The sequence below is a fragment of the Marinomonas aquiplantarum genome (assembly GCF_003314975.1).
GTDB classification, from domain to species: domain Bacteria; phylum Pseudomonadota; class Gammaproteobacteria; order Pseudomonadales; family Marinomonadaceae; genus Marinomonas; species Marinomonas aquiplantarum.
This window is the reverse complement of the sequence record NZ_QNRF01000004.1, coordinates 46,301-59,684: the sequence shown is the minus strand read 5'-3', so window position 1 is coordinate 59,684 and position 13,384 is coordinate 46,301. Positions and strand designations below refer to the sequence as shown.

The 13,384-nt window shown below is 44.6% G+C and carries 14 protein-coding genes; all 14 read right to left on the bottom strand.

From position 1 onward, the window contains the following. Nucleotides 1–19: 19 nt before the first annotated feature. Nucleotides 20–2,329 carry a chemotaxis protein CheA gene (locus DFP76_RS08415; protein WP_113874204.1) on the bottom strand — a complete coding sequence of 770 codons (2,310 nt, stop codon included), beginning with the start codon at nucleotides 2,327–2,329 and terminating at the stop codon, nucleotides 20–22. 12 nt (nucleotides 2,330–2,341) lie between these two features. Beyond that, nucleotides 2,342–3,127, bottom strand: a complete 786-nt coding sequence (locus DFP76_RS08410) for a protein phosphatase CheZ (RefSeq protein ID WP_113874203.1) — start codon at nucleotides 3,125–3,127, stop codon at nucleotides 2,342–2,344. 10 nt (nucleotides 3,128–3,137) lie between these two features. After that, a complete protein-coding gene (locus DFP76_RS08405; protein ID WP_012071097.1) occupies nucleotides 3,138–3,518 on the bottom strand; it encodes a chemotaxis response regulator CheY in 381 nt (126 codons plus the stop codon). A 55-nt stretch (nucleotides 3,519–3,573) separates the two neighbouring features. Further along, a complete protein-coding gene (locus DFP76_RS08400) occupies nucleotides 3,574–4,311 on the bottom strand; it encodes an RNA polymerase sigma factor FliA (RefSeq protein ID WP_013795355.1) in 738 nt (245 codons plus the stop codon). Nucleotides 4,312–4,407: 96 nt separating this feature from the next. Then, a complete protein-coding gene (flhF, locus tag DFP76_RS08395) occupies nucleotides 4,408–5,811 on the bottom strand; it encodes a flagellar biosynthesis GTPase FlhF (protein ID WP_113874202.1) in 1,404 nt (467 codons plus the stop codon). Nucleotides 5,812–5,912: 101 nt separating this feature from the next. After that, the gene (gene flhA / locus DFP76_RS08390) at nucleotides 5,913–8,030 is read right to left on the bottom strand and encodes a flagellar biosynthesis protein FlhA (RefSeq protein WP_113874201.1); all 2,118 of its coding nucleotides are present in this window, start codon (nucleotides 8,028–8,030) and stop codon (nucleotides 5,913–5,915) included. A gap of 34 nt (nucleotides 8,031–8,064) precedes the next feature. Further along, the gene (gene flhB / locus DFP76_RS08385; RefSeq protein ID WP_113874200.1) at nucleotides 8,065–9,201 is read right to left on the bottom strand and encodes a flagellar biosynthesis protein FlhB; all 1,137 of its coding nucleotides are present in this window, start codon (nucleotides 9,199–9,201) and stop codon (nucleotides 8,065–8,067) included. Beyond that, complete coding sequence (gene fliR / locus DFP76_RS08380; protein WP_113874199.1) at nucleotides 9,194–9,976, bottom strand: flagellar biosynthetic protein FliR; 783 nt, start codon at nucleotides 9,974–9,976, stop codon at nucleotides 9,194–9,196. Before fliR ends, flhB begins: the two co-directional genes overlap by 8 nt. Next, the gene (gene fliQ, locus DFP76_RS08375) at nucleotides 9,976–10,245 is read right to left on the bottom strand and encodes a flagellar biosynthesis protein FliQ (protein ID WP_013795350.1); all 270 of its coding nucleotides are present in this window, start codon (nucleotides 10,243–10,245) and stop codon (nucleotides 9,976–9,978) included. The genes fliR and fliQ overlap by 1 nt, the downstream gene beginning before the upstream one ends. A 2-nt stretch (nucleotides 10,246–10,247) precedes the next feature. Further along, the gene (gene fliP, locus DFP76_RS08370; protein ID WP_113874198.1) at nucleotides 10,248–10,988 is read right to left on the bottom strand and encodes a flagellar type III secretion system pore protein FliP; all 741 of its coding nucleotides are present in this window, start codon (nucleotides 10,986–10,988) and stop codon (nucleotides 10,248–10,250) included. Further along, a complete protein-coding gene (fliO, locus tag DFP76_RS08365; RefSeq protein ID WP_245931905.1) occupies nucleotides 10,985–11,401 on the bottom strand; it encodes a flagellar biosynthetic protein FliO in 417 nt (138 codons plus the stop codon). Before fliO ends, fliP begins: the two co-directional genes overlap by 4 nt. A gap of 10 nt (nucleotides 11,402–11,411) precedes the next feature. After that, nucleotides 11,412–11,879 carry a flagellar motor switch protein FliN gene (gene fliN, locus DFP76_RS08360; protein WP_113874197.1) on the bottom strand — a complete coding sequence of 156 codons (468 nt, stop codon included), beginning with the start codon at nucleotides 11,877–11,879 and terminating at the stop codon, nucleotides 11,412–11,414. Nucleotide 11,880: 1 nt separating this feature from the next. Continuing rightward, nucleotides 11,881–12,858, bottom strand: a complete 978-nt coding sequence (gene fliM / locus DFP76_RS08355; RefSeq protein WP_113874196.1) for a flagellar motor switch protein FliM — start codon at nucleotides 12,856–12,858, stop codon at nucleotides 11,881–11,883. Between the two features lie 5 nt (nucleotides 12,859–12,863). After that, nucleotides 12,864–13,373, bottom strand: a complete 510-nt coding sequence (locus DFP76_RS08350; RefSeq protein ID WP_113874195.1) for a flagellar basal body-associated FliL family protein — start codon at nucleotides 13,371–13,373, stop codon at nucleotides 12,864–12,866. Nucleotides 13,374–13,384 lie beyond the last annotated feature (11 nt).

Sequence of the window (13,384 nt, the reverse complement as noted above, 5' to 3'; positions counted from 1 at the left end):
AAAATGAAAAACTTAGTTGTTACCTTGATGCATAACTTTTTAGCATACTGGGCACATCCAGAATCAATGCAATACGACCGTCACCGGTAATTGTTGCTCCTGCCATACCTGCAGTACCTTGCAACATTTTCCCTAATGGTTTAATAACAACTTCTTCCTGTCCGACCAGTTGGTCCACAACAAAGCCGACTTCATTCATCCCTACCTGAACCACAACAACGTGAGCCTCAGAAGGATTTTCATCTGTTTTCGTGCCTTTTACTAACCAGCTTTTAAGGTGGAATATGGGTAAGGTTTTACCACGAATCACCACCACTTGCTGACCATCTACGATATTGGTTTTCTTCAAATCCAAATGGAAGATTTCATTTACACTAACCAGTGGGAAGGCAAATGCTTGATCAGACAAGGTCACCATCAAGGTTGGCATGATCGCCAAAGTCAAAGGCACTTTAATAATAAAGCGAGACCCTTGACCTAATACTGATTTAATATCCAATGTACCGTTGAGTTGGGAGATTTTGGTTTTCACCACATCCATTCCCACACCACGACCAGACACATCGGTAATTTCGACTTTGGTAGAGAAACCAGGCGCAAAGATCAAATTAAACGCTTCATCATCGGATAAACGCTCTGCAGCATCTGTGTCCATTAAGCCTTTTTCTACGGCTTTTTTACGTAGCACATCTGGGTCCATACCCGCGCCATCGTCTTCAATGGACAGCAAGATATGATCGCCTTCCTGTTCTGCAGAGAGAATAACGGTACCCATTCGAGCTTTGCCATTCGCTTCGCGCTTTTCAGGAGATTCAACACCATGGTCAACCGAGTTACGCACCAAGTGAACCAGTGGATCGGCAAGGGCTTCTACTAGATTCTTATCTAGATCCGTCTCTTCACCTTTGAGCACTAAGTTCACTTCTTTCTTCATGTTACGAGCAAGATCTCGTACCACTCGTGGGAAACGCCCGAATACCTTTTTAATCGGCTGCATACGGGTTTTCATCACAGCATTTTGTAAGTCACCTGTGACCACGTCCAGATTCGCCACAGCTTTACCCATGGATTCATCTTCACTTTGCAGACCCAAACGTACTAACCGGTTACGGACCAGTACCAGCTCACCTACCATGTTCATAATGTCATCGAGGCGTTTAGTATCAACTCGCACGGTGGCTTCTTGAGTAACAGGTGCGTTAGCGGTCTTTTCTTTCGCCGGAGCATCCGCTTCTTTCGCTGCCGCTTTTGGCTTGGGTGCTGCTTTTGGTGCCGCTGGACTTGCTTTGGGTTTCGCAGGTTCAGCTTTTTTAGGCTCGACCTTCGGCTTTTCTTCACTCGCTGGAGAAGCTTTGGCTTGCGCTTTTTGCTCACTTTCTTTTGCTTGCAAACTGTCTAATAAAGATTCAAATTCATCTTCAGTGATGAGATCTGATTCCCCATTAGCTGGCGCGCTGTCTGCTTTAGGCTCCGATGCTGAGGTTTTATCATCCTTAGCAGGTTGATCCGTCGACGCTTTCGCATCGTCTACCCCAGGTGCACTTTCGCCATGAAGGCTGTCTAGTAGTTGCTCAAATTCGTCTTCGGTAATTTCGTCAGATTCTGGTGCTGAATCATTTGCTTGAGGCGCTGTATCTTTTGCCTCTTCGTTTACACCTGGCGCACTACCACCATGAAGTTGATCAAGTAGAGCATCAAATTCGTCTTCAGTGATGTCGTCATCACTTGCTGGAGCACTTTCAGAAGCGGCTTGTTCGGGAGCGGAATCATCGCCTAATGCATCTAATAAGTTTTCAAATTCATCATCAGAAATATCAACAGATGCATCGCTTTCTTGTTTATCGTCAGATGAAGGTGTTTCCACCTCAGCTTCTTCTGGCACAGATTCCTCTACCACTTCAGCTTCTTCCTCTACTTCGCCAGCCAACTCTTCTTCCGTCGGCGGTGTCGCATAGGTACTCAAAGTAGCAATCAATTCGGGATCTGCAGGCTCAGGCTCTCCGCCAGCACGAACAACATCAAACATTTCATTAACAGCATCCAGTGCTTGCAATACCGTATCCATCAAATCTGAATCGATTTGACGCTGTCCATTTCTCAAAATGTCGAAAACGTTTTCTGCGTAGTGACAGCAGTCAACCAAGGCGGTTAACTGTAAAAAACCTGCGCCACCTTTTACAGTGTGAAAACCTCGAAATATTGCATTCAACAGAGGCTTGTCATCAGGATTTTGCTCTAGATCTACTAATTGTTCGGAAAGCTGTTCAAGGATTTCTCCAGCCTCTACCAAAAAATCCTGTAGAATTTCTTCATCGACTTCGAAACTCATCCTCAGCTCCTTCTAGAAACCAAGACTTGATAGCAAGTCGTCTACTTCGTCTTGACTATTCAGTACTTCAGGGTTGTTTTGTTTATTAATAGACGGGCCATGACCGCGTGTATCATCCTGTTCAGACTCTTTCTCTTGATGCTCAATGCCAGAGATACTGTCAACACGTCCAGCGACAGCAACCAGATGCACAAGTTTTTCTTCTACATCTCGGATCAGTTCATTCACTCTAGAGATCACCTGCCCAGTTAAATCTTGGTAGCCTTGCTCTAGAAGAATAGTGTTTAGATTAGAATGCAAAGTGGTTGCGCTTTCATCTGCATAGGTAAGAAACACATCGATTCTTTTGTACAAATCACGAAATTCTTGTGGAGTGAGGTCTCGCTGTATTAAGCGTCCCCAATCTTTGCGTAGCTCTCTTGCCTGAGTTTGTAATTCACTCGCCACAGGCACGCTGCTGTCAACCATATCCATGGTTTTATTGGCCGCTGAACTAGTCGTTTCGATGACGTAATTTAGTCGGTCAGACGCATCAGTGATTTTGGTAGCAGAATCTGCCCCTTCACCGACCACAAGGTCCATCGAGTCTATTTGAAAATCACGAATAGCATCATGCAGACTTCGCGTCAGATAACCAACTTCGTTATAAAAGCTATTGTGACGAGCTTCACTTAATTCCTGGATTATTTTAATCGCACTACTGAAATCACCGACTTCAATATGGTTTAAAAGCTCCACTGCGCCATCTTTTACTTGTTTTTCAAAATCCACTAGTCCAGATCCCAATACGTTTGACATCTAAATATCCCTATTTGGCAGCATCGATTCGTTCGAATATCTTCTCAATTTTTTCTTTCAGTGCTACTGCGGTGAAGGGCTTCACAACGTAACCATTTACCCCTGCCTGAGCAGCGGCAATAATCTGGTCACGCTTGGCTTCCGCCGTTACCATCAATACAGGAATACTTTTCAATTTTTCATCAGCACGGACAGCCCTTAAAAGCTCGATACCAGTCATTCCTGGCATGTTCCAGTCCGTTACCAAAAAATCGATCGTACCAGCTTGAAGTATAGGCAACGCAGTCGTTCCATCATCCGCTTCAACTGTATTGGTAAACCCTAAATCCCGTAACAAGTTTTTAATGATTCGTCTCATTGTCGAGAAATCATCAACAATCAGGATCTTCATGTTTTTATCCAATGCAACCTCCACACCCCAAAGGTATATTTCCACAACTCATAATTTAATCTCGCCAATCGCTTAATCTTGATCGTAATCTCATCGCCGCCTGGCTATGGATCTGACTGACTCTTGACTCACTAACGCCTAACACAGCGCCAATTTCCTTTAAGTTTAGCTCATCATTGTAATACAAAGATAAAACCAACTTTTCTCGCTCTGGTAAATTTTCGATCTCAGAGGCTAATTGCCCTTGAAAACCGTTTTCTTCTACCAAAGAATATGGGGCATTTTCACTGTCAGTTTCCGCCCCATCGAAATTATTTGTATCAGAATCTAGCATCTCTTCGTAGCTAAATAACTGCGTGGACATAGATGAATGTAACATCTCATGATATTCATCCATTCCAATTCCCATATGGGCTGCCACTTCCATATCGGATACATCTCTTCCTAACTTTGCTTCTAATTCTTTAATTGCGTTTGTTACTGCTCGACCATTGCGACGAACAGATCTCGGCGCCCAGTCAGACTTTCGTACTTCGTCCATAATAGAACCACGAATACGAATACCGGCATAGGTTTCAAAACTGGCACCTTTGCTTGACTCAAACCGCTTGTAGGCTTCTATTAATCCCATCATGCCAGCTTGAGTCAGATCATCTATATCCACACTATCCGGCAGACGAGCTAAAAGATGATAGGCAATTTTCTTTACCAAATACCCATACTGCTCAACAATCGCATCAATCGATAGCGTTGCCTTCTTTGAATAGGTGTTGTATCCACTCTTGGTTTGCATAAAATCGTTTGAGCAACCTTTTACAGTTAAGTTAGTTGCGCAATCAAACTGTACTACATAGTTTGGCGCAACGCTTTCAGAAATAACATAATTTTACTAACTACCATACTTTAGTGACCCAAAGAGCTGGCTGTAATGTTCTGCTGTGTATACCGCTCGGCTGATCAAATTATGCGCTCGAGCTGGCTCAATATCATCTGGGATACGCTGGCCATCTGCCAGATATACTACAGGTAAACCCTCTTCAATCACCACACTTATCGCTTCTCCTAAAGAAGCTGATTCATCCAGTTTACTCAGCACACAACCATCAAGTTGAACTTGCGAATAAACATCAACCACGGTTTTCAACACCTGTCTTTGACTCGTACAAGGTAAAACCAATAATTTTTTGAGGCCCGCTCGGGCCCGTTTCATCATTAGCAACTGACGCTCTAGATTGGAGTCACGAGGGTTCATACCTGCCGTATCAACCAATACTAAAGAATAATGAGCATATTTTGCCAATACTTCATTTAAATCAGAATACTCATTCACTACTTCAACAGGCACATTAAGAATGCGCCCGAAGGTACGTAATTGCTCATGAGCGGCAATACGATACGTATCCGTTGTAATCAATACCACACCGTCTGAGCCATGCTTTAACACATGCTGAGCAGCAATTTTGCCAATGGAAGTCGTTTTACCAACACCAGTTGGTCCCATGAAAGCAATGCAGCCACTTAATTCTGAGCCATTGGAACGCACAGGAATGTAATCCGCCAAGTGAGCCAACAAACGATTCCAATCGTCTTCCCTGCCCTTTAGATCAATATCATCCATTAAACGTGACGCCACCAAATCAGACAAACCCAAGCCTTTTAGCTGCTGGCGTGCCTTCATTTCCAAGCTATCACGCTTACCTTTATTTGACGAATCTTCTTTTTGTCGCTCTTCAAGCATAGCACGAACACTTTGCAACTCTTTTTCCATTTCTTTGAGTTGTTTCGAACTATCAGAATGGCGAATAGACAAAGCCTCTTCCACTTCTGGCAATTCACCGTCCGCTGTCGCTGGCATATCAAACTGTGTCGATTTAGGTTGAGTGTGACGCGGTGAACTTGAAGAGGTTGGCTGTGTTGATAATGATTCCGTTGGTTGCCCATACCTTGAGTCAACCGGCGCTGAATGAGCCTGAGATGAATGAGCGTCAGGATTAGTTTGTTGCTTCGCTCGCTCAATGCGCTCTAAATAATCCGCACTTGGATCTTGTGCTGTATCAAGTCTAGAGGAAGCATTATCCGCGGAGGTTTGGCGAGAATAATCAGAGCGAGTAGATGCCGCTCCCTTTGTCATAGACGTCGGCATAGAGCCGTCATAATCGAGAGCCGCTACAATTTCTATTTCCCCTGTCGGGAGACGCTGATTTGATAAAATCACTGCGTCTGGACCTACGGCGTCACGGACTTTCCGTATCGCTTGCCGCATGTCAGGTGCTCGAAACCGCCTAATTTGCATGAATAACCTAATCCTTCCAGCTTATTTTTCTTACAAATCCATAGCTTACCCGAAAGATTCAGATAAATATAGCCACAATATTTACCATTAATAGGCAAACTTTATTGGCCAATTACACCAACTACAGTGATGCGCTTATGATCAGGCACTTCTTGATATGACAACACAGCCATATTCACCATACCATAACGCATAAAGCGAGCCAGCATCGGTCTGATTGGAGCGGATACAATAAGAATTGGTGTATTCCCCATCGCTTCTTGTTGCTCAGCAGATTGACGCAATGAGGTTTGCAATTGTTCCGCCATTTGCGGTTCGAGAATAAGTGCCTCTTCGTTTTTGATGCCTGACTGCTGACTTTGCTGCACCGTTTGCATCAGCATTTTTTCCAACTGTGGCTCCAGGGTTAACACTGGAATCTCTTCAACACCGTCCGCCAAGGTTTGAATAATCAAACGTGACAGCGCCGTTCGGACAGCAGCGGTTAATATCATAGGGTCTTGAGTTTTCGGTTGTACCCCCATTATCGCCTCAGCAATGGTTCGCATATCTCGCAGTGGCACACCTTCAATCAGCAAGTTCTGTAAAACTTTTAACAATACACTCAGAGGCACGGTATTTGGCACAAGCTCTTCTGCCAGCTTAGGATTGTATTGCTTCAACAAACTAAGCAATTGCTGAACTTCATCATGACCAATCAACTCATAAGCGTGCTTGTGCATAATTTGGTTTACATGCGTGGCCACCACTGTACTCACATCCACCACGGTATAACCATAAGTTTGCGCTTGATCCCGTTTTTTTGGATCAATCCAAACCGCATCCAAACCAAAAGATGGATCCTTGCCAGGCACCCCCTCAATAGTGCCGAACACTTGACCTGGATCGATCGCTAAATCTTTATCTGGGTGCACTTCCGCTTCCGCCAAGCTCACCCCCATTAAGGTCACTCGATAAGCATTTGGCATCAGATCTAAGTTATCTCGGATGTGCACACTTGGCACCAAAAAACCCAAATCTTGAGACAATTTTCGGCGTACCCCTTTGATACGCGCCAATAACTCACCACCTTGCGTTTTATCAACCAAAGGAATCAAGCGATAACCCACCTCTAAACCAAGCATATCGACAGGGGCGACATCATCCCAACTCAAGTCTTTTGCCTCAGCCGGCACCGGCGCATCACCTGAAGCAGACGTTGACGGCTTTTGACCTTCTTTGGCTTTTTGCTTCTTGCGATACTCAATAAAATACGCCAACCCACCTAAGCAAGCTGCCAAGGAAAGAAAGGCAAAATGCGGCATACCAGGCACAATACCCATAATCGTCATTACGCCTGCCGCTATGTAGAGGGCTTTGGAAGAGCCAAACATCTGCTTAACAACCTGCGACCCCATGTCCCCCGTCTCATTGACTCGGGTAACCATAATCGCCGCGGCAGTAGACAACATAAGAGAAGGTAGCTGTGCGACCAAGCCATCCCCAATGGTCAATAAAGAGTATCGCTCAATCGCCTCAGTAAAAGACAAATCATGCTGCGCCATACCGATGGACAAACCACCAATGATGTTAATCCCAAGAATCAACAGGCCAGCAATCGCATCCCCTTTCACAAATTTCGAGGCACCATCCATAGAACCATAGAACTCGGCCTCAGATGCTATCTCAGTACGACGTTGCTTGGCTTGATCCGCATCAATCATGCCGGCATTCAAATCCGCATCAATGGCCATTTGTTTGCCGGGCATCGCATCCAAGGTAAAACGCGCACTCACTTCCGAGATACGACCCGCACCCTTAGTGACAACCGCGAAGTTAATAATCATCAAGATGGCGAAGACCACAAAGCCGACGACATAGTTACCGCCGATAACAACTTCACCAAACGCCTGGATCACCTTACCAGCCGCGTCACCACCCTCATGACCATTCAACAAAACCACGCGAGTAGAGGCGACATTCAAGGCCAAACGCATCAGAGTAGAGACCAACAATACCGTTGGAAACACGGCAAAATCCAAGGGACGCATTGAGTAAATGGCCACCAACAGTACGACGATGGCCAAAGCAATATTGAAGGTAAATAACACATCCAGCAAAAACGCTGGTATAGGCAGGATCATCATCGCCAGCAGCGACAACAATAAAACAGGTATTCCTAAGTTCCCGCTAAAAATACTCTGAACTTGTCCAGCAACACGGCTCCGGTCGAAATTCACACAATATCCCTAGCAGTTAAAATTAAAAACATGATCAATTACCATCCCATTGAAATTCATCAGGCACATCTAAATTGGGCATAACATCAGGCATTGGCGCACCGGTCCGAGCATTACGTAACTGATAAACGTACGCCAACAATTGCGCTACCACCTTAAATAAACCTTGCGGTATTTCCTCACCGATTTCCGTATGATGATAAACCGCACGAGCCAATGCTGGTGATTGTATCACAGGGATATCATAATGATTGCCCACTTCCCGAATCTTCAACGCAATAAAATCCCCACCTTTAGCCAACAAAACAGGGGCCTCACCACTTACTTGGTCATATTTTAGCGCCACTGAAAAATGCGTCGGGTTGGTAATAATGACATCCGCCTCAGGCACATCAGCCATCATTCGACTCATCGCCGCCTGACGCTGTAATTGACGAATTCGACCTCGTACTAAAGGATCACCTTCTTGTTGCTTAAATTCATCCTTTACTTCTTGCTTGGTCATTTTCAATTTTTCTTTATGAGACCAAACCTGAAAAGGCACATCAATCGCAGCAATAAACACCAAAGCCAAGGTCACAAAAATAAATGACCAAATGATTATATCAATGCCGTGCTCCATCGCCAGCTCGATGGTTTGAAAGGTCAAGCCAATGGTTTCTGGCAAAAAGTGCAGCACCACCAAGACTGAAATCAATGCCACCAAACCCACTTTAGCAATGGCCTTTAACAACTCTACGAGAGATTGCACTGAAAACATTCGCTTCAGTCCAGCGATGGGGTTCATTTTACTCAGCTTGGGAATCAAAGGCTCCCATGAAAAATTCAGGCCTCCCAAGGCAATACTGCCAATGATACCGGCCGCTGCGAGCACAGACATCAACAACACCATGGAATCCATCATGGCCACTACAGACTCATAAAGGTGAAAGACCATACGATTGAGATCAAACAAATCCGATCGATCGACCAGGAAATTAAAATCAAACAAGAGCGCCAGATCTCTCACCAACAAAGTCCCAGTGCCATACAAGGTGACAGCAGCGACAATCAATAAGAGCGCCGTACTTAAATCTTTAGAACGAGGAATATTACCTTTATTGCGAGCATCTTGAAGTTTCTTACTACTGGCACTTTCCGTTTTTTCACTACCGTCTTCGTTCTCAGCCATTAACCTGAATCCCCCAAGTGACCTTAAGCCAGTTTGTCATCTCTTCAAAGAATAGAGTATAGATGCGTAAAAACTCTTCCAGCATAATCCAAAAGAAAAACAAGGAAAATAGCATGATAATCGGAAAACCAAGCGCAAAGATATTTAACTGAGGCGACGCTTTTGCTACTACCCCAAATGCTAAGTTAATAATAAGAACCGCTATCGCCAAAGGCAACACAATCAACAAAGCTTTCTCAAACATCCACCCACCAAGCAGCACTAGCTGCCAGTATCGCTGGCTATCAAAACCACCACCAATTGGCCAATAGTTAAAACTTTCTGCCAAGTACTCAATCATCACCAAATGACCATTGGTCCCCAGAAACGCCAACGCCACCATCGAGAGGTAATACTGCCCCAATGTGGCGACCGAAATACCGTTGGCCGGATCATTCGACATAGCAAACCCCAAACCCGCCTTCATAGCAGCCAACTGACCTGCCAATGAAAATAACTGGAATAGAATTGTGACTACAAAGCCAAGCACAAAGCCAATTACCAATTGCTCTGCAATCAATAAAATATAACCAGGCGAAATAGGATCGTAGGGCGGCACATTAATCACAGGAGTGATAATGATAGACACAATAAAGGCAAAGCAGATTCTAACTGGAGGACTGACCAAGCGACTCCCAAAGAGCGGCAAAGCCATAAAAAAGGCACCGATACGAAAAAAAGGCAATAGAAAACTGATGGTTAATTCGAGTAGCTGTTCGGTATTAAGCTCAAGCATTAGCCGATTATCATTGGGATATTAATAAACAGATTGGTGGTGAAATCCATCAACTTCGTTAGAATCCAAGGCCCAAGCTGCATGATCACTAAGATTGTCACGATTAACCTTGGCAAAAACGATAAGGTCTGCTCATTTATTTGTGTTGCTGCTTGAAACACACTCACCATCAAACCCACCAGCAAACTTGGCATCATCACCACACCGACAATCAAGACAATAAGGTAAAACCCTTGTCCGTATAGATCCAATACCACTTGCGGGTTCATAACTAAATCCCAAAGCTCGCTGCTAATGTCCCCATAATCATAGCCCAACCATCCACCATGACAAAGAGCATAATTTTGAATGGCAAGGAGATGATAATAGGTGACAACATCATCATACCCATAGCCATCAAGACACTGGCCACCACCATATCAACGATTAAAAAGGGAATAAAAATCATAAAACCAATTTGGAATGCAGTCTTTAACTCACTAGTCACGAAAGCTGGCATCAGAATGGTAAAGGGCAAACTTTCCAACGAATCAATAGTGCCTTCTCGACCCGCCAACTTCACAAAAAGATTGATATCATCTTCTCGAGTCTGCGCCAGCATAAAATCTCGAATTGGCCCTGACGCGGCTTCAACCGCTTGCACCGATGTCATTTCTTCATTCAAATACGGCTGCAATGCCACCTGATTCACTCGATCCAAGGTTGGTGTCATGATGAATAAGGTTAAAAACAAAGCCATACCAATCATAATCTGATTAGACGGCGTTTGTTGCAAGCCAATTGCCTGACGCAAAATTGCCAACACCACCACAATGCGAGTAAACGAGGTCATCATCATTAAGGCAGCAGGCAACAGCGTCAAAGCTGTCATGATGAAAAGAATTTGCAGGGAAACCGAATACTCCTGACTGCCGTCAGGATTGGTTACAAGCTTAACGGCTGGCAACCCCACTTCAGCCCAAGACAAACTTGGCATGACTAGCAAAAAACACAAAAACAGCAGACGAATCATTTATCCTTATCCTCCGCCGATGCGGATTGCTGTTGAGCGTCAGCCAACTCATTGGTAAAGGAAGTGCCCCTTACAGGAAAACTTTTAAGATGCGAAATAGTGTGCCCCGTTACGCCAATCAGAACTTTTTCATGCTCCACTTCAAGCAGCATGATTTTTTCTTTTGCGCCGAGAGACTGAACACTTAATATTTTAATGTCAGATTGACGACCTAGCTTCATCTGCGTTAGTTGAAAGCGTTTCACCAACCACAAACAAGCAGGAATAAAAGCGATAATAAACACCAAAGAGGCAACCACTTTCCACATAGATGACGCGACAGACATTTCCTGCGCGCCAGATGCAGAAACGCCAGCAGCATACAGAAAGACACTACTGGCCAGTATCACTTTATTGAACATTGATAAAATCAAAGTAGGCTTCTTACTTAAGGCGTTTAATACGCTCGGAAGGACTCACAACATCCGTCAAGCGAATACCGTATTTATCATTCACGACAACCACTTCACCATGAGCGATAAGAGTACCATTAACCAACACGTCTAATGGCTCACCAGCAAAACGATCTAACTCGACAACCGAACCCTGTGTGAGTTGCATCAAATTACGAATGGCAATGTCCGTATTACCCAACTCCATAGACAATACAACTGGAATATCCATAATAAGGTCTAGATCAGACCCGATGCCACCTTCCGGCACATTTGGCGCCGTCAAGGTTTCCAATTTAACAGGTTCAGCCTCCTGCTCATTCATGGCGGCGGCCCACTCATCATCCACAGCACCTTCATCCGAATCGCCAGTTTCACCTGCTTCAGACATTGCGGCTGCCCACTCATCCGCCAAGTTTTCGTCCATTCCTTCTTGATCTGGTGATTGCTCTTCTGCCATGTTATTTCGTTACCTTGCTCGATTTAATATTTTCTGTCACCTGAATCGAATAGCGCTCGTTACTGACGCCCAATTTCCCTTTAAAGCTCGGCACACCATTAGCACGAACGGTAATGTATTCAGGCATTTCTACGGGAATAATATCCCCCGCTTTAAACTTCAAAACCTCTCCCAGTGTAGTCTTTTTGTTCGTCACATTCACTGAGAGTTTAACACCAATATCTTGCACATCTTGCTCTAGGGATTTACCCCAACGATCATCCTTTTCATCGACATCACTCTGTACACCCGCATCTAACAACTCGCGAACAGGCTCAATCATAGAGTACGGCAAAGTAATGTGCAGTTCACCGCCACCGCCATCCAATTCAATATGAAATGTCGATACCACAACCACTTCACTCGGACTAACAATGTTCGCCATCGCCGGATTCACTTCCGAACTGATGTATTCAAGCTCTAATTTTAAAACAGGAGCCCATGCCTCTGTAAGATCCACAAACACCTGTTCTAACATCAACTGAACAATACGAATTTCAGTAGGCGTAAACTCACGACCTTCAATTTTGGCGTGTCGACCATCACCACCAAAGAAGTTATCCACCAGTTTGAAAACCAGTTTAGCGTCCAAAATAAACAAAGCAGTACTGCGTAGCGGACGAAATTTTACCAAGTTCAAGCTGGTTGGTACGTACAAAGTATGAACATATTCACCAAATTTCATGACCTGCAAACCACCAGAGGAGACATCCGCGGTACGTCGCAACATGTTAAACAAACTGATCCGCGTGTAACGCGCAAAACGCTCATTTATCATTTCCAACGTCGGCATTCGCCCACGAACAATACGCTCCTGACTGGTTATGTCATAGGACGCGACACCGTTTTCATCTGCATTATCATCGTCAGCAGGCTTTTCATCTGCGCCGTGTAAGAGCGCATCAATCTCGTCCTGGGATAATAGATCTTGAGCCGACATAATCTTTACTGCATCACAAAATTAGTAAACAAGACACCATCTATACCGCCTTGCCCAGTTTCTTGCTCGAGAATGCCATTAATGGCATCCAGCGCTGCAAGCTTCAATGCTTCTTTGCCTTCAGTGGTTTTTAATTCATCGAATGACTGGCTGGAAAACAGTAATACCAGACTGTTACGAATCAAAGGCATATGAGAAGTCACCGCCTCCATTTGCTCTTCGTTCTTCGACTTGACCGTCATATTTAATTGCACATAACGCTGTCGATCTTCCACCATCATATCAATTGTAAACGCAGGTTCGAGAGGCAGATAAATCGAGGGCTCACTTGCCAAAGCTGCCGCCTCAGCCTCTGCGGAATCAGCAGGCGCATCAGAACCGCTAAACATCAAAAAATACGCAGCCGCACCACCACCTAACAACACTACTACTAAAGCAATGATGATAATAAGTTTCTTCTTACCACCCGGCTTACCTTCCTCGGAGCCTACATCTAAACCGTCTTCTTCAGCCATATTCCTAAACC